This window comes from Mesorhizobium oxytropidicola, from assembly GCF_056174625.1.
In genome coordinates this window covers 842,573-864,430 of record NZ_CM149692.1, presented here as the reverse complement: position 1 = coordinate 864,430, position 21,858 = coordinate 842,573, and the positions used below count along the sequence as shown (strand labels likewise).

20 protein-coding genes, 1 tRNA gene and 2 pseudogenes are annotated in these 21,858 nt (G+C 63.8%); 17 read left to right on the top strand and 6 right to left on the bottom strand.

Translation table 11 applies throughout. The features are described 5' to 3' along the window. Window positions 1-21 precede the first annotated feature (21 nt). From AC0V8S_RS04155 to AC0V8S_RS04135, 5 genes are all read left to right on the top strand, one after another. Window positions 22-642 carry a 2,3-bisphosphoglycerate-dependent phosphoglycerate mutase gene (locus tag AC0V8S_RS04155; protein ID WP_475436910.1) on the top strand — a complete coding sequence of 207 codons (621 nt, stop codon included), beginning with the start codon at window positions 22-24 and terminating at the stop codon, window positions 640-642. 141 nt (window positions 643-783) lie between these two features. Then, window positions 784-868: transfer RNA gene (locus AC0V8S_RS04150), tRNA-Leu, on the top strand. Between the two features lie 172 nt (window positions 869-1,040). Continuing rightward, window positions 1,041-1,586 (top strand): cytochrome b, encoded by a 546-nt coding sequence (locus tag AC0V8S_RS04145; RefSeq protein ID WP_475436909.1) that lies wholly within the window; start codon window positions 1,041-1,043, stop codon window positions 1,584-1,586. Window positions 1,587-1,704: 118 nt separating this feature from the next. Further along, window positions 1,705-3,399, top strand: coding sequence for an FAD-dependent oxidoreductase (locus AC0V8S_RS04140; RefSeq protein WP_475436908.1), 1,695 nt, complete (start codon window positions 1,705-1,707; stop codon window positions 3,397-3,399). Between the two features lie 63 nt (window positions 3,400-3,462). After that, window positions 3,463-3,771 (top strand): UBP-type zinc finger domain-containing protein, encoded by a 309-nt coding sequence (locus tag AC0V8S_RS04135; protein ID WP_095202902.1) that lies wholly within the window; start codon window positions 3,463-3,465, stop codon window positions 3,769-3,771. 81 nt (window positions 3,772-3,852) lie between these two features. Here AC0V8S_RS04135 and AC0V8S_RS04130 read toward each other — a convergent pair whose 3' ends face one another. Next, the gene (locus AC0V8S_RS04130) at window positions 3,853-4,188 is read right to left on the bottom strand and encodes a hypothetical protein (protein ID WP_475436907.1); all 336 of its coding nucleotides are present in this window, start codon (window positions 4,186-4,188) and stop codon (window positions 3,853-3,855) included. Next, window positions 4,185-4,658, bottom strand: a complete 474-nt coding sequence (locus AC0V8S_RS04125; RefSeq protein ID WP_475436906.1) for a DUF2127 domain-containing protein — start codon at window positions 4,656-4,658, stop codon at window positions 4,185-4,187. The genes AC0V8S_RS04130 and AC0V8S_RS04125 overlap by 4 nt, the downstream gene beginning before the upstream one ends. Window positions 4,659-4,705: 47 nt before the next feature. On the opposite strand from AC0V8S_RS04125, the gene AC0V8S_RS04120 reads away from it, so the two are divergent. Further along, window positions 4,706-5,248: a phosphatase PAP2 family protein gene (locus AC0V8S_RS04120; RefSeq protein WP_475436905.1), complete on the top strand. Its 543-nt coding sequence runs from the start codon at window positions 4,706-4,708 to the stop codon at window positions 5,246-5,248. A gap of 71 nt (window positions 5,249-5,319) precedes the next feature. Here AC0V8S_RS04120 and AC0V8S_RS04115 read toward each other — a convergent pair whose 3' ends face one another. From AC0V8S_RS04115 to AC0V8S_RS04105, 3 genes are all read right to left on the bottom strand, one after another. Next, entirely contained in the window at window positions 5,320-5,700 is a 381-nt protein-coding gene (locus AC0V8S_RS04115) for a YkvA family protein (protein ID WP_475436904.1), read from the bottom strand. A 142-nt stretch (window positions 5,701-5,842) separates the two neighbouring features. Then, window positions 5,843-6,022 (bottom strand): hypothetical protein, encoded by a 180-nt coding sequence (locus AC0V8S_RS04110; protein WP_056576321.1) that lies wholly within the window; start codon window positions 6,020-6,022, stop codon window positions 5,843-5,845. A 99-nt stretch (window positions 6,023-6,121) separates the two neighbouring features. After that, window positions 6,122-8,110 carry a transcriptional regulator gene (locus AC0V8S_RS04105; RefSeq protein WP_475438571.1) on the bottom strand — a complete coding sequence of 663 codons (1,989 nt, stop codon included), beginning with the start codon at window positions 8,108-8,110 and terminating at the stop codon, window positions 6,122-6,124. Between the two features lie 245 nt (window positions 8,111-8,355). Between AC0V8S_RS04105 and AC0V8S_RS04100 the strand changes: the two genes are divergently transcribed. The 3 genes from AC0V8S_RS04100 (at window position 8,356) to AC0V8S_RS04090 (ending at window position 11,368) form a co-directional block, all read left to right on the top strand. Next, window positions 8,356-9,444: a PLP-dependent cysteine synthase family protein gene (locus AC0V8S_RS04100; RefSeq protein ID WP_475436903.1), complete on the top strand. Its 1,089-nt coding sequence runs from the start codon at window positions 8,356-8,358 to the stop codon at window positions 9,442-9,444. Between the two features lie 12 nt (window positions 9,445-9,456). Further along, on the top strand, window positions 9,457-10,944 hold the full coding sequence (locus AC0V8S_RS04095; protein WP_475436902.1) for a pyridoxal phosphate-dependent decarboxylase family protein: 1,488 nt from the start codon (window positions 9,457-9,459) through the stop codon (window positions 10,942-10,944). A gap of 67 nt (window positions 10,945-11,011) precedes the next feature. Beyond that, a complete protein-coding gene (locus tag AC0V8S_RS04090) occupies window positions 11,012-11,368 on the top strand; it encodes a hypothetical protein (RefSeq protein ID WP_475436901.1) in 357 nt (118 codons plus the stop codon). 362 nt (window positions 11,369-11,730) lie between these two features. On the opposite strand, the gene AC0V8S_RS04085 is transcribed toward AC0V8S_RS04090, so the two are convergent. Then, the gene (locus tag AC0V8S_RS04085) at window positions 11,731-13,239 is read right to left on the bottom strand and encodes a winged helix-turn-helix domain-containing tetratricopeptide repeat protein (protein ID WP_183464541.1); all 1,509 of its coding nucleotides are present in this window, start codon (window positions 13,237-13,239) and stop codon (window positions 11,731-11,733) included. Between the two features lie 240 nt (window positions 13,240-13,479). On the opposite strand from AC0V8S_RS04085, the gene AC0V8S_RS04080 reads away from it, so the two are divergent. The 8 genes and pseudogenes from AC0V8S_RS04080 to AC0V8S_RS04045 all read left to right on the top strand — a co-directional run bounded on the left by AC0V8S_RS04080 (window position 13,480) and on the right by AC0V8S_RS04045 (window position 21,843). After that, window positions 13,480-13,728 (top strand): DUF1127 domain-containing protein, encoded by a 249-nt coding sequence (locus AC0V8S_RS04080; protein ID WP_183465093.1) that lies wholly within the window; start codon window positions 13,480-13,482, stop codon window positions 13,726-13,728. A 144-nt stretch (window positions 13,729-13,872) separates the two neighbouring features. Further along, a complete protein-coding gene (locus tag AC0V8S_RS04075; protein WP_183464542.1) occupies window positions 13,873-14,244 on the top strand; it encodes a hypothetical protein in 372 nt (123 codons plus the stop codon). A gap of 121 nt (window positions 14,245-14,365) precedes the next feature. Then, window positions 14,366-14,992, top strand: coding sequence for a CDGSH iron-sulfur domain-containing protein (locus AC0V8S_RS04070; RefSeq protein ID WP_475436900.1), 627 nt, complete (start codon window positions 14,366-14,368; stop codon window positions 14,990-14,992). 56 nt (window positions 14,993-15,048) lie between these two features. Further along, window positions 15,049-15,351 carry a cupredoxin domain-containing protein gene (locus AC0V8S_RS04065; RefSeq protein ID WP_010912607.1) on the top strand — a complete coding sequence of 101 codons (303 nt, stop codon included), beginning with the start codon at window positions 15,049-15,051 and terminating at the stop codon, window positions 15,349-15,351. A 205-nt stretch (window positions 15,352-15,556) separates the two neighbouring features. Next, window positions 15,557-17,598 (top strand): annotated as a pseudogene (locus AC0V8S_RS04060) (hydantoinase/oxoprolinase N-terminal domain-containing protein). Window positions 17,599-17,866: 268 nt separating this feature from the next. Beyond that, complete coding sequence (locus tag AC0V8S_RS04055; protein ID WP_475436899.1) at window positions 17,867-20,035, top strand: malate synthase G; 2,169 nt, start codon at window positions 17,867-17,869, stop codon at window positions 20,033-20,035. 443 nt (window positions 20,036-20,478) lie between these two features. Then, window positions 20,479-21,068: pseudogene (locus AC0V8S_RS04050) on the top strand (DUF308 domain-containing protein). Between the two features lie 187 nt (window positions 21,069-21,255). Continuing rightward, a complete protein-coding gene (locus AC0V8S_RS04045) occupies window positions 21,256-21,843 on the top strand; it encodes a TetR/AcrR family transcriptional regulator (protein WP_183464547.1) in 588 nt (195 codons plus the stop codon). Window positions 21,844-21,858: the final 15 nt, after the last annotated feature.

Sequence of the window (21,858 nt, the reverse complement as noted above, 5' to 3'; positions counted from 1 at the left end):
AACCAGCTAGTAGGAGCAAAAATGTCGAGAACCCTCGTGCTCGTGCGCCATGGCCAGAGCGAATGGAATTTGAAGAACCTGTTCACCGGCTGGCGTGACGTCGACCTGACCGAGCAGGGCCACGCCGAGGCCAAGGCCGCCGGCCAGAAACTCAAGGCGCGCGGCCTGAAGTTCGACATCGCCTTCACCTCGGCGCTGACCCGGGCGCAAAAAACCTGCCAGCACATTCTCGACGCGGTCGGCCAGAGCGATCTGAAGACCATCCGCGACCAGGCGCTCAACGAGCGCGACTATGGCGACCTTTCCGGCCTCAACAAGGACGATGCCCGCAAGAAGTGGGGCGAGGAGCAGGTGCATGTCTGGCGCCGCTCCTACGACGTGCCGCCGCCCGGCGGCGAAAGCCTGAAGGACACCGGCGCCCGCGTCTGGCCCTATTATCTGCATGACATGCAGGCGCACGTGCTGCGCGGCGGCACCGTGCTGGTCGCCGCCCACGGCAACTCGCTGCGCGCGCTGATCATGGCGCTCGACGGCAAGTCGGGCGAGGAGATCGTCAAGCTGGAACTCGGCACCGGCGTGCCGGTCATCTATCAGCTCAACGCCGATTCGACCGTGGCGTCGAAGGAAGTGCTGGAGGGCTGACGCTTGCTGAGCCGGCAAGCGGAAGTCTGGGCTCCGGCTGGAACATGCGCCTTTGCCAAAGCCGGGATTCCAGCTTTCGGCGGCATGGTCCAAAAAGCGCGTTGACAGCAATCGCTTGCCCGCTTACATGAGCCCGCACCAGCCCAGATGGCGGAATTGGTAGACGCGCACGGTTCAGGTCCGTGTTCCGCAAGGAGTGGAGGTTCGAGTCCTCTTCTGGGCACCAAATTCCCGTTTCGAACCGTTCTTTGGTTCAGAGACCCCTGAGAAAAAGCCCGGCTTGTCCGGGCTTTTTCTTTGTCCAAGGCATCGCCGTCCGGCCAAAAAGGACCGCTGTTCCGACAAAGCTTTGACATGATCGCCGCTAGTTTAGAAACATTCAAAACTGGATGGCCAGGATGAACCCTACCTACACAAGCGCGCAGAAGGTCATGCACTGGGCGGTGTTTTTGCTGGTCATCGGTCTCTATGGCTTGACCTATGTCGCGGACCTCTTTCCGCGTGGCGACCCTGGCCGCGCGCTCGTCTGGTGGTTCCACATCTCGTTTGGCATGCTGCTGTTCGCGCTGGTCGTCATCCGCGTCGGTCTGCGCCTAACGCTGGGAGCACCGGGTTTGCCGCAGGAAATGTCGGAGCTGGAGCGATGGTTTGCCAAGGTCGCGCATCTCTTGCTTTACGCATTGCTGGTGACCATCCCGGTCCTCGGCGTCCTGCTGACCTGGTACCGGGGCGACGCCTTGAGCTTCTTCGGCCTCTTCACCATTCCGGCTCCGGTGTCTCCCGACAGCGCCACGGCGCGTTCCATAAGGGAGCTGCACAGCCTCTGCGCCAATCTGATCCTCATCCTTGCCGGACTGCATGCGGCGGCCGCGCTCTGGCATCATTATGTCCGTAGGGATGACGTGCTCAGGCGAATGCTGCCGCAAACCAGAGCTGGTTCCTGAGAGGCGGATGCGGCCCAGGGCGATTGTTCCTTGGGCAGCATCGATAAAACCTCCCCTCGCGGCTAGGCGCTGAACAAACCCCTTCAAACCGAGCGACGGCTTCGCTACGCTTGCGGCCATGTCTCAATCCAGCACCGCAATTTTCGGCGCTCGCCGCGACCAGGCCTTTCCGACGCTCACCGAGGCGGACATCGAGCGCATGCGCCGGTTCGGTGAGGCCAGCGCCTATGCCGCCGGTGAGCACATCATCAAGGCCGGCGATGTCGCGCCCGGCCTGATCCTGGTCCTGTCGGGCAAGGTTGACATCACCCAGGATGGCCTCGGCCGGCGCGAGACGATCGTCACCCACGGCCCCGGCAGCTTCGTCGGCGAGCTGGCGCAGCTTTCGGCGCGGCCTTCGCTGGTCAGTGCCGAGGCCGCCGAGCCGGTCGAGGCCTTCGTCATTCCCTCGCAGCGCGTGCGCGACCTGATGGTGCAGGAGGCCAATCTCGGCGAGCGCATCATGCGGGCGCTGATCCTGCGCCGTGTCGGGCTCCTGGAAAGCGCCACCAGTGGGCCGATCGTCATCGGACCTCTTGGCAATGCCGACGTCTTGCGGCTGCAAGGGTTCCTGGCCCGCAGCGGCCAGCCGCACCGCGTGCTGGACTCAAGCAGCGACCCCTGCGCCAAAACCCTGGTCGAGCGCTTCGACGTCGACCCGCACCATCTGCCGGTCGTGCTGTGCCCCAATGGCAGGCTGCTGATGAATCCCGGCGAGAACGACCTCGCCCGCTGCATCGGCCTGCTCAGGCCGATCGATGCCGATACGCTGTATGATGTCGCCATTGTCGGCGCCGGGCCGGCGGGGCTGGCGGCTGCCGTTTATGCCGCCTCCGAGGGGCTGTCGACAATCGTGCTCGATTGCCGGGCCTTCGGCGGCCAGGCGGGCGCCTCGGCCCGCATCGAGAACTATCTCGGTTTCCCGACCGGCATCACCGGCATGGCGCTGATGGCGCGCGCCTACAACCAGGCGCAGAAATTCGGCGTCGAAATGGTGATCCCGGACGAGGCGAAGCTGTTGAGGGCCGCGACCGACAATTCAGGCGCCCGCTATTTGCTCGATGTCGGCGACGGCGAAACGGTGCGGGCGCGCAGCGTGGTGATCGCCAGCGGTGCGCGCTACCGCCGCCTCGATGTCGCCAACCTGTCGCAGTTCGAAGGAAGCTCGGTGCACTATTGGGCCTCGCCCATCGAAGGGCGGCTTTGCGCCGGCCAGGAGGTGGCGTTGGTCGGTGCCGGCAATTCGGCCGGCCAAGCGGCCGTCTACCTCGCCAGCCATGCGCGCAAGGTAGCGCTGCTGGCGCGCGGCGGCAGCCTCGATGCCTCGATGTCGCGCTATCTGGTCGAGCGCATCAAGGCGCAGCCGAACATCGAGGTGCTGACCGAGACCGAAATCGAGGCGCTGGAGGGCGAGGAGGGCAACCTTGCCACTGTCCGCTGGCGCAACCGCGTCAGCGGCGAGCAGACGACGCGTCCGATCCGCCATCTCTTCCTGTTCATCGGCGCCGACCCGAACACCGACTGGCTGGCGCAATGCAATGTAGCGCTGGATGCCAAGGGGTTCATCCGCACCGGATCGGAGCTCGGACCGGAACATGGCCTGATGGAGACCAGCCGCAGCGGCGTGTTTGCCATCGGCGATGTGCGCTGCGGTTCGGTCAAGCGCGTCGCGGCGGCTGTCGGCGAAGGCGCCCAGGTGGTCGCGGCACTGCATGCTTATCTTGCGCGAGACGGCAGCCAAACCATGGAAAGCAATTCCAGGAAAAGTGTGTAACGGCCTTTCCGCCCGGAATTGCGTAAAAGGAATAGTTGAGTCGCAACTGGTCGGGAGAGTGTGATGGCGGACGAATGCAAGCATGCGGTAGGGATCAAGGACGTCACGCCGAGCGCACTCGGCTGCGAGGAATGCCTGAAGAGCGGCTCATGGTGGGTGCATCTGCGGCTCTGCCGCACCTGCGGCCATGTCGGCTGCTGCGACGACTCGCCCAACCGCCACGCCACCAAACATTTTCACGCCACCAGCCATCCTGTCATCGAGGGCTATGACCCACCCGAAGGCTGGGGGTGGTGCTATGTCGACGAGGTCTTTCTCGACCTCGGCGACCGCACGACGCCGCAAAACGGTCCGATCCCGCGATTTTATTGAGACGCCGCCGGACAGCTGGCTCCAGAGATGAAAAAGCCCGGTCGTCCGGGCCTTTTCTTGCCTGATATGCCGATCTCGCGATCAGTCCCGCTTTGGCGTCACCGGCGCGGGTGTCGGATTATCGACGCTGTTCTCGTTCACCTGGAAGGCTTTGCCCCCAACCTTCTTTTTCCCGAGATCGTCGCCGGTCTCAGGCTGCGGCGGGCGCTTGGGATTTTTTTCGGTGTTTTCGTTGATATCGAAGGCTCTGGTCATCATGTCCTCCAGGGGCTGTCCTGGGAGACAATGTTCGGCGGGTGCATGGGTTCCGCCGGCAAAGCAGGGCGCTGCTGCGATCAGGCGCTTGTAACGTGAGCCGTCGCTCCATTTTGTGCGGCGTTCAGGAAACAGCGACAAGGCCGGCAGCGCAACCGTCATGTCGGCTTGTGCTGTCGTACGATCCTCCACTCGTGCCAGATCAACACCATGACGACAGCATCGAAGACGGTCAGGACCAGCAGGCCGAAGGAATGGGTGTATGAGTAGCGATAGACTTGATAGACCATGAATAAGCCCAAAGCCGCGAGCGAGGCCGGGTAAGACCAGAGCTTGCCTCTCAAAAGCCCGACAACCAGGGCAAGCTTTATCAGGCCGTGGCTGAGCAGGTAGAAGGCATAAAACTCTTTGCTGGCGATCGAGAAATGGCTTGCCATCTGCGACAGATGGCCAGCTATGAAATCGTTCGGATCTTCGATCAATTCCTCTGCGGTGAGGGCATTGACCCAGGAGGCAATGGTATCGGTGGTGACGACATAGAGCAGAATCCCGCCGATGCATTCGATCAGGGCATGCGCGCCCTTCAGCCATACGCTGACCTCAAAGATCTGATGGATGCGATGTTCATTCACGGGTTTCAAGAATCCACCTCACAACGAACCACGGAAGCCCACGCCAAATGGACGTAGCTTTAACACACTGGATAAATGCCGCGGCCGGTATCAGCCCTTTTCTAGATGAAACGATGATCGGCGTTTCTCAAATCGGCGTTCCTCTCATGGTGCTGGCTGTGGTCCTGCAATGGTGGGCGAAGGTTGACCGCTACCATGTTCGTCACGCGGCCGTGTCGGCCGGTCTGGCGTTCTTGCTAGGCCTGGCGATCAACCAGTTCATTCTTCTCTTCGTACATCGGATACGGCCCTACGATGCCGGCGTGACGCACCTGTTGATTGCGCCTAGCGCCGACTGGTCGCTCCCATCCGATCACGCGACAGCCAGCATCGCGATTGTTGCTGCCTTTGCGATCCAAGGCCTCCCGCGCCGGACGATGGCGCTTTTCGTCATGGCATTGCTGATCTGCTGGTCGAGAATCTATATCGGGACGCACTATTTGACCGACGTTATCGGTGGGGCCATAACCGGCGTCCTGGCTGCTATCGTGGTGCGACTGGCTTACGGCGAGAACTCCCGGCTGGACAAACTGGTGACCAAAATTCTTTAGCCAGGCACTGCTCAAAAGTGCGTTCGGGGCGTGATCGAACTGTTTCCACACTACAGGACGCGGCTTCAAGATCAGCCCGCGAAGTATCGATACGCCAGCCATCCCGCCAGCGCGACCGAAGCGACCCAGATACAGGCGATGATCACCGCCGCGTTGCGGCTCACTGGCCTGTCAACGGCAAGAGCGGCGGCCTCCCTGTGTTCTGCCATGACCTCGGGCGGTATCATCTTGACCACGGCAAGGATGCCCAAGGGGACCAGGATCGCATCGTCGAGGTAGCCAATCACTGGGATGAAATCGGGAATCAGGTCGATCGGCGACAAGGCGTAGCCTGCGACACACACGGCAAGCGCCTTGGCATACCACGGCGTTCGGGGATCGCGCGCGGCGAGGTAGAGCGCATGCACGTCGCGCTTGATCGTTCGTGCCCATTCATTCAATGTCGTAGCCATTGGCGACCTTAGCGCCAAATGACGACCCGCCGTTAGCGCACGCCTGCCGCCCCTTCCCGGCGTCCGCCGCGAAGAGCTGACGGACCTCTAAGGCACTATTCTGGTTCGGGGCTTCCCGATAGGCGGCTCAGAGCCGCTCCGTCTATCGCACCGACCCGGTGACCGTGCGGTCGACATCGGGAACGGATTTGCGCTCATTGCCGGCAAGCGCCGCGATGATCAGCAGGCTGGCGACGACAGGAACGAACAGGACGGCGACGCGGGCCTGTACATGAAGAATGGCGCGCCATTCGTTGCTGCGCTTGTCGGGGCTGTCGCTCATCATACTCACTTTGCCATGGACCCCCCGAGGGGTCACATAGAGGTGAACTGTTAAGCAACTCCTTCCGACTTCGTTAACGGGCGGTGCTGAAGCGCGAAATCAGCTGAGCCCGATGCGCCTTGCGCCTTGCCGGAACAGTGCCTCGGCATCGGGATCGAAGCGGAAGGTGCCGATGAAATCGTCGGCGCGATAATCAGGCAATGTCTTGCGGATGGCGGCGGCAAAGCCGCGCGCCTCGTTGAGCCGGCCGGCCAGCGCCAGGCAGTGCGCGGCGATCGCCAGGATGATGGTATGCGCATTGGGCCGCGCGGCCGCCTTCAGCGCCCACTCGGCCGCCTCTTCGAACTGGCCGAGCCGGACATGCGACATGGCGCGTGACCCCAGCATGCCGAACAGCAGCGGGTCGAAGGGGCTGAGATGCCGCGAATGGTCCGACGAGCTTATCGCCGCCTGCGGGTCGCCCGACTGCGAATGGACGAAGGACAGCGCGTAATGGCCGAGCGCGAAATTCGGGCTGAGATCCACCGCCCGTTCCAGTTCGGACAGCGAACCGTCCTGCTCGCCGCGCAGCCACAGCGCCCGGCCCATCGCCCAGTGCGCGGCCGGATTGTGGTCGTCGACCAGCAGGCTGTGGCCGGCGCTCTCATAGGCCAGCGCGCTTTCGCGATCGCGGTCGCCCCAGCGTTGGAAGGCATTCTGCCAGTGGGTGAAGGACAGGCCGGCATAGGCGCGGGCAAAGGTGGGATCGAGCTGCAAAGCCCTGTCGAAGAAATGCCGCGCCTGCTCGTTCTCGGCCTGGGTGAAGCGGTACATGTGCCAGAGGCCGCGGTGATAGGCCTCCCAGGCATTGAGCGAATTGGGCGCCTTCAGCATGGCGCGGTTGCGCTCGACCGTTTCGATCTCGGCCGAGATCGACGACACGATGCTGTCGCCGATATCGTCGAGCATGGCGAAAAGGTCATCGGGCTGGCGCTCGAAGGTTTCGGCCCAGACGATCCTGGCGGTGCGCACCTCGATCAGTTCGACGTTGACGATGAGGCGGCCGGTCAGGCTGCGCACGGTGCCGGTGGCGACATAGTCGACGCCAAGCTTTCTGCCGGCTTCCTCCGGCGCGATGGTCGTCTGCGCCAGCGCGAACACCGAACCGCGCGCGATGACGAAGAAATCCCGAAGCTTGGCCAGACGGGTGATGATGTCGTGGGTGAAACCGTCGGCCAGTCCGCCGCGCGCGCCACTTTCTTCGACAAACGGCATCACCGCCAGCGAAGCCTGGCTCGGCTCGACCGGGCCGGCATCGCCTGATGTGACGACCAAAGACGGCAGTGTGGACGGGCAGGCCGGCTGCGCCTTAAGCGGGCTGCCGGACTGTTGATCGCGGATTGCCTGCCAGGCCGCGCGAAGCGGGGCGAAATCCAGCTCTTCCGACTGGAACAGGCGAGCCGCCGAAGCCAGATGCGCCTCGGCCGCGCCGATGGCACCACGCGCAGCCAGATTGGTTAGCAAGGCCAGGTGCGCGCGCGCGTCGAAGGGCGCCAACTCGACCCATTTGTCGAGATGCGTGGATATTTCGGGCGAGCCTGCCGGATGGTTTGCGGCAAGCTGTTCCAGCACGGCGGCGTGGAATACGTGAAAACGCCGGCGCTGGGCGATCAGCCAGCTGTCGAAAAGCGGGCTGCGCTCGAGCTCCAGCCCGTCGAGCAGATCGCCGGCGAACAGTTTTGCCAGCCCCTGCAACCGCTCCCTGTCGAGCGTGCCGATCCCTGGGCCGGCGGCAAGGCTGATCTCCAGCGCGTCGACAAGGCAGCCATCGAGATCGAGCGCGACCGTATCGCCTTGCGTGGAGACCCGGCGCCGGTCCGGCGTGTCGAGGGCACCGCGCAGCTTGCTCAGGCACCAGCGCAACTCGCCGCGCGGATCGTTGGGCACATCCCACAACAACTCGCACAGTCGGCTGCGGCCGACCGGGTGCGGCGCCAGTGCCAGATAGGCAAACAGCGCACGCAGCTTGCGCGAGGCCGGCAGCGTCACCGGCACGCCGTCGCGCATGATGTCCAGCGGGCCGAGCAGGCGCACGGACAGGCTCGGCATGCCACCGGCCGGTCTCGCGGATTCCACGTCCGTTCCCACGCCTGCTCCCACGCTGGCCTGTCGGCCCTTGCTGTATCACCAAACACGACACGGCGCATCCGGCGGCGAATTTCGCGCCGCATGCGGCTGTTGCCGCATCGCCGGCACGTCAGTCCTAGCGTGGCAAGGTCTCGAAACCTCGCCGCCCAACCCGCTGGTTTGTAACCGGCCTGTGATGACAACGAGCACAGACAAGGAGTTCTTCCATGTTGCAGCAACGGAAAATCAGAACCACGGCCGGGCGCGGCCGCCTGTTCGACAGCATTCTGGATACGGTCGGCGACACGCCGGTGATCCGTATCAACAATCTCGGGCCGGCCCATGCGACGATCTACGTCAAAGCTGAGTTCTTCAATCCCGCCGCCTCGGTGAAGGACCGGCTGGCGCTCAACATCATCGAGGAGGGCGAGCGCAGCGGCGCGTTGAAGCCCGGCCAGACGGTGGTCGAAGCAACCAGCGGCAACACCGGCATTGGGCTCGCCATGGTCTGCGCGCAAAAGGGCTATCCGCTGGTCGTCACCATGGCCGACAGCTTTTCGGTCGAGCGCCGCAAGCTGATGCGTATGCTGGGCGCCAAGGTGGTGCTGACGCCCCGCGCCGAAAAGGGGTTTGGCATGTACAAGAAGGCGGTGGAACTGGCCGAGGCGAATGGCTGGTTCCTTGCCCGCCAGTTCGAAACCGCCGCCAACGCCGCCATCCACGAGGCGACCACGGCGCGCGAGATCGTCAATGATTTCGCCGGCTCGCGGCTCGACTGCTTCGTCACCGGCTACGGCACCGGCGGCACCGTCGTCGGTGTGGCGCGCGTGCTGCGCCGCGAACGGCCGGACACCCGCATCGTGCTCTCCGAACCGGCCAATGCGCAGCTGGTCGGCAGCGGCAAGGCGCAGCAGCGCGGTGCCCACGGCGCCCCTGCCGCCAGCCATCCGGCCTTCGAGCCGCATCCTGTCCAGGGCTGGACGCCGGACTTCATCCCCAATGTCCTGCAGGAGGCGATCGACGCCAGCCTCTATGACGAGGTGATGCCGATTGCCGGGCCCGAAGGCATCAAATGGGCCAAGGCCCTGGCGCAGAAGGAAGGCATCTTCACCGGCATTTCCGGCGGCGCCACCTTCGCCGTGGCGCGGCAGGTCGCCGAGAAGGCGCCGGCCGGATCGGTGATCCTGTGCATGCTGCCCGACACCGGCGAGCGCTACATGTCGACGCCGCTGTTCGACGGCATCGAGGCCGAGATGGATGCCGAGGAGATGGCGCTGTCGCGCTCGACGCCCGGCTGCCAATTCGCCGCGGCTTGACGGGAGGTCGTCATGGATATCGCGCCGGAAAGCCTCGGCATGGTCGCTGACGAAACACTCGACCCCGCAGACTGGGCCGCAGTGCAGGCCCTGTCGCACCAGGTCATCGACGATGCCGTCGACTATCTCAGTGATGTCAGGGACCGGCCGGCCTGGCGGGAGATGCCGGCGGATGTGAGGGAAGCCTTCGCGGCACCGTTGCCGCTATCGCCGGCGCCGCTGGCGTCTGTCTATGACGAGGTCTCGCGCACGGTGATGTCCTACCCGATGGGCAACATCCATCCGCGCTTCTGGGCCTGGTATATGGGGTCGAGCAACTTCACAGGTGCGCTCGGCGACTTCCTGGCGGCAATCCAGGGCTCCGATCTCGGCGGCGGCAACCACGCCGCCGGGCTGATGGACAGCCAGGTGGTGAACTGGTGCAAGCAGATGCTGGGTTTTCCCGCCTCCGCCTCCGGCACTCTGGTCAGCGGCGGCTCGATGGCCAACATCATCGGCCTGACCGTGGCACGCAACACCAAGGCCGGCATCGACGTGCGCGAGCACGGCGTCGCGGCGATCGAAAAACCGCTGCGCTTCTATGGCTCGGACCAGATCCACTCCTGCCACCGCAAGGCGATGGAAGCGCTCGGCCTCGGCAATCGCGCGCTGCGCCGCATCAGGACCGACGCCGGCCTGCGCATCGACATACCGGCCTTGCGGGCGGCGATTTCAGAGGATCGCGCGGCCGGCTTCAAACCGGCCTGCGTCATCGGCAATGCCGGTACGGTCAATACGGGCGCGATCGACGATCTGCGGGCGCTTGCTAAACTCGCGCATGAAGAAGACCTCTGGTTCCATGTCGATGGCTGCATCGGCGCGCTGATCGCGATTGCGCCTGACAATGCGCATCGCGTTGCTGGCATCGAATGGGCGGATTCCGTCGCGCTCGATCCGCACAAATGGCTGCACGCACCGTTCGAGGTCGGTTGCGCCCTGGTCAGGGACGCCATCGCGCATCGCCGGACCTTCGCGGTCACCCCCGAATATCTGGAATCGACGCCGCGCGGTCTTGCCTCCGGCGAATGGCTGCACGATTACGGCCTGCAGACATCGCGCGGCTTTCGCGCGCTCAAAGTCTGGATGGCGCTGAAAGAGCATGGCGTCGACAAATTTGGCCGCCTGATCGACCAGAACATCGCGCAGGCCTCTTATCTGGCCGGTTTGATCGAGGCAGAGCCGCTGCTGGAACTGGCGATGTCGCCGACCATCAACATCGTCTGCTTCCGCTATCAGCCTGGCGTCACCGGCGAGGCGCTGAAGGCACTCAACACCGAGATCATGCTGCGGCTGCAGGAACAGGGCATCGCCGCCCTCTCCGACACCACCGTGCATGGCGAGCACTGGCTGCGCGTGGCGATCGCCAACCATCGCACAAGGCGCGAAGATCTCGACCTTTTGGTCGCGGAAACGGTGCGGCTGGGGCGGGAGATCGCGGCCGAAGGCTCCCGCGCGAAATAGGTGAGAACGCGAGCGACAGGCATGGGCGGCCATGCGATTCTGCGGCGGTGATTCGGGAGGTCCGACCGTGACGCTGTTTCGTATGGCCGTGCTTGCGGCACTGGTCTGCACCAATTCGGCGGAAGCTGCCGACATGGCCTTCTTCGTCAAGAACCTGCGCAAGGAAGGGGTTGCGGTCGAGCTGTTCAGCCGCGACCGCGAGACGGTCTGGCCGGGTAACGGCAAGGTGTTCATGATCGACCCGAATTCCCAGAAATCGGTGCCGCTCTCCTGCAATTCCGGAGAGCGCATCTGCTATGGCGCCTGGGTCGACGGCAATGACCGGATCTCCGCCGGTGTCGGGCCTGATAACGATCAGCCTTGCGACAACTGTTGCTTCATCTGCGTGGAACACACGACCGAAACGAGCGATCTGGTGCCGTGATTGGCGCGTCCTGAATCTAGCTACGGTATGCACACATTTCCAAGCAGCTGGTCCTTGCCGATAGCGTGCATAGGAGCTTGGCGCATGCATTGTCTTATGCTGCGCTGGTCGACCCCCACTCCGTCTCGGCTTCGCCGAGACACCTCTCCCCCGATCGACGGGGTAGAGGAAGGCGCCAAGCTTTTTGCCGTCAACGCTCATCCAGCAAAGCTCCCTTCCTTTCCCTCCGGAGGGGGGAAAGGTGGCGCTGCGAAGCAGCGACGGATTGGGGGAACCACGGTGCAATCAAGCCTCGCGCTGATCAGTTACGCCAATCACAGAAGAGTGTGCATCCAGTAGCTGAACCTACGCAGGAGGCCACGTCAGTCCGGAAGACCCGCCTTGCGAAAACCATCGACGAAATGATCGCGCATCGCGGTGTCGCGGAACGGCTCCGTCCAGACCCAGTAGCCGGTCGTGAAATGCGGGTTGCCGATGAGGAACAGTTCGACCTCGGCGCGCGCCTCGTCGAGCCGGCCGAGTTGCGCCAGGCTTGCCGCCAGGAAACGGCGTGAGCTCGTCCGATAGGTCTCCTCCCGGCGCAGTGTCTCGACGGCGGCTTCGTAGTCGCGCGCCGCATACTGCGCCTCGCCGAGCGTCAGATAGTACCAGCTTGCCGGATAGGGATTGAGCCGGAACGCCTTGCGGATATGCTCGAGGCCTTCCTCGACCCGTCCGGCCAGCACTGCGATGTCGGACAATGTCGCCCAGGCGTCGGCCTCGTTCGGGTCGAGTTCGAACGCTTTGGCGAATTCGGCGTCCGACTCTTCGAAGCTGTGCTCATAGGCAAGCAGATTGCCGAGCACCCAGCGGCAGCCGGCATCGTTGGGATCGATCGCCACGGCCTTGCGCGCCAGTTCCAGCGCGATGCGCCGGTTGGGGTCGACCGGCTCGCCCCAATGCACCCATCCCATCCAGTGGTTCATGGCAAGCCAGCGATGAGCCTCGGCGTAGTCCGGATCGAGGGACACCGCGCGCGTCAGCAGCAGATGCGCTTCCCGTGCCGTCTGCGGGGATTCCTCGATCAGCTTGCGCGCCCGTACGCACAGATCGTACGCCTCGAGATTTGTCGGCCGGTTGCGTGGCGGCGGCGCGCGCAGCCGGCCGAGCAGCGCCTCGACGATCTTGGCCGTGGCCTCGTCCTGAACGGCAAAGATATCGTCCAGGCCGCGATCGAAGCGTTCGGCCCACAGATGCTCCCCGCTCTTGGCGTCGACCAGCTGGGCGTTGATACGCACGCGCCCCGCGGCGCGTCTGGCGCTGCCCTCCAGGAGATAGCGCACTCCAAGCTCTTCGGCGATCGCGCGCACGTCCATCGCCTTGCCCTTGTAGGCAAAGGTCGAATTGCGGGCGATGACGAACAGGCCCGGGGCCCTGGACAGGTCGGTGATCAAATCTTCGGTCAACCCGTCGGCGAAGGCCTCCTGCTCGGGGTCGTTGCTGAGATTGACGAAGGGCAGCACCGCTATCGATGGTTTGTCGGGCAGCGGCAAGGGTTTACGCTTCGCACGATCGAGCTGTTCGATGGCGCCGGTGAAGCGGTAGCCGACCCGCGGAACCGTCGATATCCATTCACCGCCATCGGCGGGCGGACCAAGCAGCTTGCGCAGCTGCGCGATCTGGACGGTGAGGTTGCCTTCCTCGACCGCCGTCCCCGGCCACGCCGCGTCCATCAGCTCGGCTTTCTCGAGGATTTCGCCGGGCCGTCCGACGAGTGCGGCAAGCAGCTTCAGCCCGCGATAGCCGACGGCAACGGGATCGTCGTTCCGAAGCAGCGTTCCCGCACCCGGATCAAGCACGAACGGACCAAAAGCAAAGCGCGATCCCTGCATAGGCGCATCTATAGAGCAATTCCGCGAAAAGTGTGAGGCGGTTTGCCGGGGAAAAGGCGTCCAGAACTTTCCCTTGGGAATGACGCCAAAACAAAGAGTTAGGGCCCGTTTGGAACTTTTGAGAACTATTTGGCAGGGCTTAATTACGGCGCCCTCCATATCCTGCAGAATTCAACCTCGTTCAGATCGAGGGCGGCCCATTCTCAAACCCTAAGGGCGCCAAGCCACATGGAGGTTGTCATGACCAATATCTTTGCATCGGCCCCGCATCAGGCAGTGCGGCGGGGAATGTGTGTGGGACAGACATCGCGCCGGCGCCACAGCCTTGCCGCCCTGCGAAACACCATCGCGACCTGGCGTCAACAGACACGCTTTCGCTGGGACCTTAAGCGGATCTCGGAAGTCAATCCGCATCTGATCGACGACATCGGTTTGACCGAACGGCAGGTGGAGGAAGAGATCGCCAAGCTGCCCTTCTGGCAGCGATAGGCGAAGCCTGCGATGACGCCGGTTCGTCGTTTAGCTTCTGCGATTATATCAGGGATTGTCGTCATCATCCCTTTAGCGTCCGCACATGTTTGGCTATGATCCCCTCTATCGGCCGTGGGGGCCGATTCTTCATCGGGGGTTTCCATGTCCTTCATACCAGCGCGCCGGCTTGCCGCCGCGTTTTCGCTTGCCATCCTGTTTGCACCAGCCGCCCATGCCGGCGACGTCACCTTCACCGTCAAGAACAGCCATCCCAACGCCATGCGTCTTGAGCTCTACAGCCAGGACCGCGACTATGTCTGGCCGGGTAACGGCAAGGATTTCTACCTCGACGACGGCGAGACCAAGTCGTTGCCGATTTCCTGCAACGAGGGCGAATCGATCTGCTACGGCGCCTGGGTCGATGGCGACGAAGGCACTTATTGGGGCGTCGGCCCCGGCAACAAGGAAAAATGCGAGGATTGCTGCTACACCTGCAGCGGCGGCGAGACCGAGGAGATCAATCTCGTCCCCTGACCGGTTTGCCAGCTTGACGGTTTTCCCATTCGAGCCATAGCCTGCATCGAGACGATCACCCAGAGCACGCCGTACAGCTCCCTTTGAGGCGCGGCGTGCTCCAGGCAACAGGAGCACGGCAATGGCAGGCACGGTCGAAGGCGAGAAGATCGACGTCGGCTTTGCCGGCAAGCGCTGCATCCATTCGCGCAATTGCGTGCTCGGCGACCCGCATGTCTTCGTGCCCAACGCGCCGGGGCAATGGATCCATCCCGATGCGGCCAGCGTCGAAAAGATCGTCGCCCTCGCCGAAAGCTGCCCGTCCGGCGCCATCACCTATGTCAGGAAGGATGGCGGGCCGCAGGAGCAGCCGCCGGTGGTCAACACCGTGCGGCTGCGCGAAAACGGCCCGCTCGCCGTGCACGCCGAGATCGTGCTTGACGGCGAAACCTTCTATCGCGCCACGCTGTGCCGCTGCGGCGCTACGGAAAACAAGCCGTTCTGCGACGGCAGCCACACCAAATCGGGGTTCACCGCCACCGGTGAGCCGCCGCTGAAGGACACACCGGCGCTGGAGGCGCGCAATGGCCCGCTGAACGTGACGCCGACCACCAACGGCCCGCTCAAGCTCGAGGGCAATGTCGAGATCGTCACCGGCACCGGCCACACGATCGACCGCACGCAACGCACCTTCCTCTGCCGCTGCGGCCACTCGGCCAACAAGCCGTTTTGCGATGGATCGCATAAAAAGATTGGCTTCGTGGCATGAAAGGCCGTTCGCCAGCGTTAGTGTAGGATGAGGGTTCGCTCAGGAGGAAATCCATCATGCGCACCATGCTCGTTCTTGCTCTGCTTGCCTTTGCCATGCCCGCCTATGCCGCCAATCATGCGGTCCAGATCAAGGGCATGAAATTTAACCCGTCGAAAATCTCGGTCGCCGTTGGCGATACCATCACTTTCACCAATGCCGACTCAATGACGCACACCGCCACCGCACTCGATGGCTCCTTCGACACCGGCCATCTCGCCACCGGCAAGAGCGCCAAGGTCAAGGTATCGGCAGCCGGCGCACATCCATTCCATTGTGCGATCCACAGCTCGATGAAGGGCATTGTCACCGCCAAATAGCGGCATCCTCGCCAGAAGACTTCTTGCGTTGGAGGAGAAATGCCCCTGGCGTTGCGGCAAAAGTTGCCGATCTCCTCTCTTGGGGGAGATCGGAGTTCGTATGGCGGTCATCGCGCGTTGGCCCAGCGCTCGCGGCTTTATCGGCGGGCTCGTATCGGTTAAGGGCGGGGAAGTAAAATTCCCTACCCGTCCGGATCCGCCAAGAATGACCGCCAAGACCAAGCCAAAACCCCTGTTCCTCGGCATCGACACCGGCGGCACCTATACCGATGCCGTGCTGTGGTCCGAGACCGAAGGCCCGCAGCAGGGCCCGAACAAGGGCAAGGTGCTGGCCAAGGCCAAGGCGCTGACCACCAGGCATGATCTGGCCGTCGGCATTTCCGGCGCGGTCGACGCGGTGCTTGAAAAGGCCGGCACCGACCCGGCCGCCATCAAACTGGTCTCGATGTCGACGACGCTTGCCACCAATGCGCTGGTCGAGGGCCAGGGCGGCCGCGTGGCGCTCATCATGATCGGCTTTTCCGAAGCCGACCTCGCCCGCGACGGGCTGAAGACGGCGCTCGGCACCGATCCGGTGGTGTTTTGTCCGGGCGGCCATGACGTCCACGGCAATGCCGCCAAGCTTGACCTGTCCGGGCTGGAAGAGGCCTTGCCGGAACTCGGTGCCTCGGTGTCCGGCTTTGCCGTCTGCGCCTATTTCGCCACCCGCAACCCGGCGCATGAGATCGCCACCCGCGAGCTGATCCGCGACAAGACCGGCCTGCCGGTCACAGCGAGCCACGAACTGTCGGCCAAGCTCGGCGGCCCGCGCCGGGCGCTGACGACGCTGCTCAACGCCAGGCTGATCTCGATGATCGACCGGCTGGTGGCGGCGACCGAAGGCTTTCTGGAGCAGCGCAACATCGCCGCCCCCTTGATGGTGGTGCGCGGCGACGGCGCGCTGGTCTCGGCGGCGTTCGCCCGCCAGCGGCCGATCGAAACGATCCTCTCCGGCCCGGCCGCCAGCCTCGTCGGCGCCCGCCACATGACCGGGCTCGACAATGCCGTGGTCTCCGACATTGGCGGCACCACCACCGACGTCGCGGTGCTCGACAAGGGCCGTCCGCGCCTGGATCCCGAAGGCGCCACGGTCGGTGGCTTTCGCACCATGGTCGAGGCCGTCGCCATGCGCACTTTCGGTCTTGGCGGGGATTCCGAAGTGGCGCTGGAAGACGGTTCGCTCAACCCAAAAATCCTGCTTGGGCCGCGCCGCCTGGTGCCGCTGGCGCTGGCCGGCATGGCGCATGGCGACGCCGTCAAATCGGAGCTCGAACGCCAGCTGCGGGCGCCCAATCCCGGCCGCATGGATGGCCGCTTCGCGGTTCGCACCGGCGTGCCGGACAGGCTTGCCGCGGGTCTCACCGCGCCGGAAGCGCGGCTCTACGAGGCCATCGGCGCGACCCCGCTTGCCCTCGACAGGTTGCTGACGTCGAATGCCCAGAACGCCACTCTGAACCGGCTGGTCTCGCGCGGGTTGGTCCATATCTGCGGCTTCACCCCGTCGGACGCGGCGCATGTTCTGGGCAAGCAGGCCAACTGGGACGCCGCCACCGCCCGCCTCGGCGCTGACTTGTTTGCCCGCAAGCGTGACGGCCGTGGCCAGCCGATTGCCGCGTCGCCGGAGGTGATCTCGGAGCGCGTGCTGGTGACGCTGACGCGCTGGTCGGCCGATACATCCTCGAAACCGCCTTCGCCGAGGACGGGCTCGATGGCGCAGCGACGGTCGCGCATGCGCTGGTACAGCGCGCCGTCGACGCCCATCCCGGCATAGCCCGGCTCAGCGTCGCGCTCGACCGCCCGGTCATCGGCCTCGGCGCCTCGGCGCCGTTGCACTATGCCGGCCTGGCGCCTCTGGTCGGCAATGACTGCGTGGTGCCGGAAGACACCGATGTCGCCAACGCACTCGGTGCCGTCGTCGGCCAGGTCAGGGTCTCGGCCGAAGCGCGGGTCAGTCAGCCCAGGGAAGGGCTGTTCCGTCTCGCATCCGGAGAAACGGTGCGCGATTTCCTCGACGAGGCGGCGGCGATCGCCGCCGCTGAGGCCGATGTGCGGGCGATCGTCGCTGAGCGCGCTCGGGACGCCGGCACCGACAACGCCGAGATCGACGTCGCGACCGAGTTCAAGGTTTCCACGGTCGAAGCCCAACGCATGTTCATCGAGGCGCATGTGGTGGCGGTGGCCTCGGGACGGCCGAGAATTGCGGTGTAGCGGTTGATCTCCCCCCTCGAGGGGGAGATGTCGCCGAAGGCGACAGAGGGGGTCGGTCCGACCGGACGCGACCTCCTGCTTTGAACAGAAGAGGCTGGCGCCTTATGTCCGGCGACCCCCTCTGGCCTGCCGGCCATCTCCCCCTCGAGGGGGGAGATCAGCCGCTTCGCCATCCTTGCCTAAATGGCCCCTTCACCTTAAGCCGAATTGACCCTGCCAACCCGACATGCCAAAGGCGCGCCCGAGCCTTTCGTCTGGAGACAAGCTGATGACCGATCGCATCGAGATCGCCGGATTGCGGATTGCCCGCGAGCTGCATGATTTTGTGGCTGGTGAGGCCTTGCCCGGCACCGGCATTGCGGCCGATGCGTTCTGGAACGGTTTTTCGGCCATCGTCCACGACCTTGCGCCAAAGAACCGGATGCTGCTAAAAAAACGCGACGCCATGCAGGAAAAGCTCGACGCATGGTATCGCGACAATGGCGCGCCGATTGACATGGAGGCCTACAAGGGCTTCCTCAAGGAGATCGGCTATCTCGTTCCCGAGGGTCCGTCCTTCAGCGTATCGACCGAGAATGTCGATCCGGAAATCGCTGTCGTTGCCGGACCGCAGCTGGTCGTGCCGGTGATGAATGCGCGCTATGCGCTCAATGCCGCCAATGCGCGCTGGGGTTCGCTTTACGACGCGCTCTACGGCACAGATGCCATCCCCGAGGCCGGCGGCGCGGAAAAGGGCAAGAGCTTCAATCCGGCACGTGGCGCCAAGGTCGTGGCGTGGACGAAGAGCTTCCTCGACGAGGCCGCACCGCTGACCTCGGGCAAATGGGCAGGCGTCAACGGCCTTTCGGTGGCGCATGGCGCGCTGAAGCTCGGCGCCGGCGCCGGCGGCACCACGCTGGCCGACCCCAAACAGTTCGTCGGCTATCGCGGCGATGCCGCCAACCCCGATGCCGTGCTCCTGGTTAAAAACGGCCTGCATATCGAGATCGTGATCGACCGCGCCAACCAGATCGGCCGCACCGATCCGGCCGGCATTGCCGACATCATCCTGGAATCGGCGCTGACCACCATCCAGGACTGCGAGGATTCGGTCGCGGCGGTGGATGCGCAGGACAAGGTTGTCGTCTACCGCAACTGGCTCGGCCTGATGAAGGGCGACCTTGCCGAAGAGATCGTCAAGGGCGGCAAGAGTTTTGTCCGCAAGCTCAATCCCGACCGCGCCTACACCACGCCCGCCGGCGGCCAGCTCACCGTCCCCGGCCGCTCGCTGATGCTGGTCAGGAATGTCGGCCACCTGATGACCAATCCGGCGATCCTGGACCGCGACGGCAACGAGGTGCCGGAAGGCATCATGGACGCGGCGATGACGGCGCTGATCGCACTGCACGATGTCGGAGCGAAGGGCCGCCGCGCCAATTCCCGCGCCGGCTCGATGTATGTGGTGAAGCCCAAGATGCATGGGCCGGAGGAAGTCGCCTTCGCCGTCGAGATATTCGATCGTGTTGAGGTGCTGCTCGGGATGGCCAAAAACACCATCAAGATGGGCATCATGGATGAGGAGCGGCGCACCACCGTCAACCTCAAGGAAGCGATCCGTGCCGCGCGGGAACGCGTGGTGTTCATCAACACCGGCTTCCTCGACCGCACCGGCGACGAGATCCACACCTCGATGGAAGCCGGGCCGATGATCCGCAAGGGCGACATGAAGCAGGCCGCCTGGATTTCCGCCTACGAGGCATGGAATGTCGACACCGGGCTCGAATGTGGGCTGGCCGGCCACGCCCAGATCGGCAAGGGCATGTGGGCGATGCCGGATTTGATGGCGGCGATGCTCGAACAGAAGATCGCCCACCCCAAGGCCGGCGCCAACACCGCCTGGGTGCCCTCGCCGACGGCGGCGACCCTGCATGCCACGCACTACCACAAGGTCGACGTCCATGCCGTGCAAGCGGCGCTGAAGAACCGGCCGAAGGCAAAACTCGACGATATCCTGTCGGTGCCGGTGGCCGTGCGGCCGAACTGGACGCCGGACGAGATCCAGCGCGAGCTCGACAACAACGCGCAAGGCATTCTCGGCTATGTCGTGCGCTGGATCGACCAGGGCGTCGGCTGCTCGAAAGTGCCCGACATCAACGATGTCGGCCTGATGGAAGACCGCGCCACGCTGCGTATCTCCTCGCAGCACATCGCCAACTGGCTGCGCCACAAAGTCTGCTCGGAAATCCAGGTGCGCGATTCCCTGCAGCGCATGGCGGCCATCGTCGACCGCCAGAATGTCGGCGACCCGCTCTACCGGCCGATGGCGCCGGACTTCGACGGTTCCATCGCCTTCCAGGCTGCTTGCGACTTGGTGTTCAAGGGCACCAGCCAGCCCAATGGCTATACGGAGCCGGTGCTGCATGCGCGGCGGCTGGAGCTGAAGGGGAAGCAGGGTTAAGCGGATCTACGTTTGAAATGACCTGACGCAACGGGTCGATTAAGTCTCGTCGATCCGTGCTGCCCCTCATCGCCCTGCCGGGCGTTCGTCATTCGAAAAAGCCAAGCAATTGGCTTTTCGTCCGTTTCGCGGACCGCTCCTCAACTCCCCGTATAGTGACGGGGAGAAGACGCTGCTATCGCCGATTTCGCCAATCACCAACGTCGCAAGAAGAGCGCCGAGGGGGCAGTAGCTCCCTTCTCCCCGTCAGTATACGGGGAGAAGGTGCCGGCAGGCGGATGAGGGGCGGCGCTACGATTGGTTAGACAGCGAACCGGCGTCACGAGGTCGAGCCCTCGATCACATAAATGAGATGTCGAGGTGATGGGCGATCCGCTCCAGGCGCCTTGACGATCAACAATCTACCTACTAGTTGGAAGGTAGTTGAAACAAGAGGTCCCATCATGCCTGGACAAGTGAACGATCAGAGCCGCGCCCCGTCATCGAACGGCTGGCTCAAAACCTATTATTATCTGCGGTTTGCCGTGTCGGCAGCCTGGGTCGCGGCGGCTTTCACCGTCGCCAAAGCAGCCCGCCGCTCGCTGCCGCCATGCTGGTTGCCTACCCCGCATGGGACGCGCTCGCGAACTACATCGACGCCCGGCGCACGGGCGGACTTAGCCGCAACAAGTCGCAATTGCTGAACTTCGCCGTCAGCATCGTCGCCACGATTGCGGTCGCCATCGCGCTCGGTCACAGCATGAACGCGGTGCTCTCGGTCTATGGCGTCTGGGCCGCCTTTTCCGGCATCTTGCAACTCTTGACCGCAGTGCGTCGCTGGAAAACCAACGGCGCGCAATGGGCGATGATCCTGAGCGGCGCCCAATCGGCGCTGGCAGGTCTCTTCTTCGTAAAGATGGCCGGCGGCACGGAGATCATTGGTATCGCCAATGTTGCGCCCTATGCCGCGTTCGGCGCCTTCTACTTCCTCGTGTCCGCGGTGTGGTTGTCGGTCAGCGACGCCCTTCGTAAATCGCCGCGCGTCGCAAGCTAATGCATGTCGCTCAAAAGTCCCCCGGTTTTGAGGCAACGACATGCATAGAGGTAACGACTTAATTCCAGGAAAAGTGTGAGCGCTTTCCCTTGGGAATTGTGTCAAAACAAAGAGTTAGAGAGGTTCGCTGTTTCCATCAAACGGTGAACCGCTCTAAGGACAGAGGAGCCCTCTGCCGGAGCAAGCCATGAGCAAGCCTTCGAACACTGCCGACGAGATCCTGGCCGCAGCGCGAACCTTCATCATCGCCGGCGGATACAATGGCTTCAGCTACGCCGATATCGCCGAAGTGATCGGCATCCGCAAAGCCAGCATCCATCACCATTTCCCCAGCAAGGTCGACCTCGTGCAGACCCTGCTCAAGCGTTACCTCGAGGAGGCCGTCACGGGCCTGGGAGGGCTCGAGCGCGATGTCCCCGAGTCGCCTGAGTTGCTTCGAACCTATGCCGGCATCTGGGCCCGATGCATCGAGGATGCGAGCATGCCGTTCTGTGTCTGCGCACTGCTTGCCAGCGAACTTCCGGCCCTTCCGCCAGAGGTTGCCGTGGAAGTCCGGGCGTATTTTCAGTTCCTCTCGAAATGGCTGACCGGCGTCATCGAGCGCGGCGCCGAAAAAGGCACGCTGGCAATCTCCGCTTCGCCACGCGTCGAGGCCGAGGCTTTCATGGCGACCGTGCATGGCGCAATGCTTTCGGCGCGAGCTTATGGCGATGTCTTGACCTTCGGCATGATCCTGACGCCGACGCTTCAGAAGCTGATCCCCGCGACCGATTGATCCGGGCAAAAGAGG

Coding starts and splice junctions, on each gene's coding strand:
- AC0V8S_RS04155 (WP_475436910.1), top strand. CDS start 22: ATGTCGAGAACCCTCGTGCTCGTGCGCCATGGCCAGAGCGAATGGAAT.
- AC0V8S_RS04145 (WP_475436909.1), top strand. CDS start 1,041: ATGAACCCTACCTACACAAGCGCGCAGAAGGTCATGCACTGGGCGGTG.
- AC0V8S_RS04140 (WP_475436908.1), top strand. CDS start 1,705: ATGTCTCAATCCAGCACCGCAATTTTCGGCGCTCGCCGCGACCAGGCC.
- AC0V8S_RS04135 (WP_095202902.1), top strand. CDS start 3,463: ATGGCGGACGAATGCAAGCATGCGGTAGGGATCAAGGACGTCACGCCG.
- AC0V8S_RS04130 (WP_475436907.1), bottom strand. CDS start 4,188: ATGACGGTTGCGCTGCCGGCCTTGTCGCTGTTTCCTGAACGCCGCACA.
- AC0V8S_RS04120 (WP_475436905.1), top strand. CDS start 4,706: ATGGACGTAGCTTTAACACACTGGATAAATGCCGCGGCCGGTATCAGC.
- AC0V8S_RS04115 (WP_475436904.1), bottom strand. CDS start 5,700: ATGGCTACGACATTGAATGAATGGGCACGAACGATCAAGCGCGACGTG.
- AC0V8S_RS04110 (WP_056576321.1), bottom strand. CDS start 6,022: ATGAGCGACAGCCCCGACAAGCGCAGCAACGAATGGCGCGCCATTCTT.
- AC0V8S_RS04105 (WP_475438571.1), bottom strand. CDS start 8,110: ATGCCGAGCCTGTCCGTGCGCCTGCTCGGCCCGCTGGACATCATGCGC.
- AC0V8S_RS04100 (WP_475436903.1), top strand. CDS start 8,356: ATGTTGCAGCAACGGAAAATCAGAACCACGGCCGGGCGCGGCCGCCTG.
- AC0V8S_RS04095 (WP_475436902.1), top strand. CDS start 9,457: ATGGATATCGCGCCGGAAAGCCTCGGCATGGTCGCTGACGAAACACTC.
- AC0V8S_RS04085 (WP_183464541.1), bottom strand. CDS start 13,239: ATGCAGGGATCGCGCTTTGCTTTTGGTCCGTTCGTGCTTGATCCGGGT.
- AC0V8S_RS04080 (WP_183465093.1), top strand. CDS start 13,480: ATGACCAATATCTTTGCATCGGCCCCGCATCAGGCAGTGCGGCGGGGA.
- AC0V8S_RS04075 (WP_183464542.1), top strand. CDS start 13,873: ATGTCCTTCATACCAGCGCGCCGGCTTGCCGCCGCGTTTTCGCTTGCC.
- AC0V8S_RS04070 (WP_475436900.1), top strand. CDS start 14,366: ATGGCAGGCACGGTCGAAGGCGAGAAGATCGACGTCGGCTTTGCCGGC.
- AC0V8S_RS04065 (WP_010912607.1), top strand. CDS start 15,049: ATGCGCACCATGCTCGTTCTTGCTCTGCTTGCCTTTGCCATGCCCGCC.
- AC0V8S_RS04055 (WP_475436899.1), top strand. CDS start 17,867: ATGACCGATCGCATCGAGATCGCCGGATTGCGGATTGCCCGCGAGCTG.
- AC0V8S_RS04045 (WP_183464547.1), top strand. CDS start 21,256: ATGAGCAAGCCTTCGAACACTGCCGACGAGATCCTGGCCGCAGCGCGA.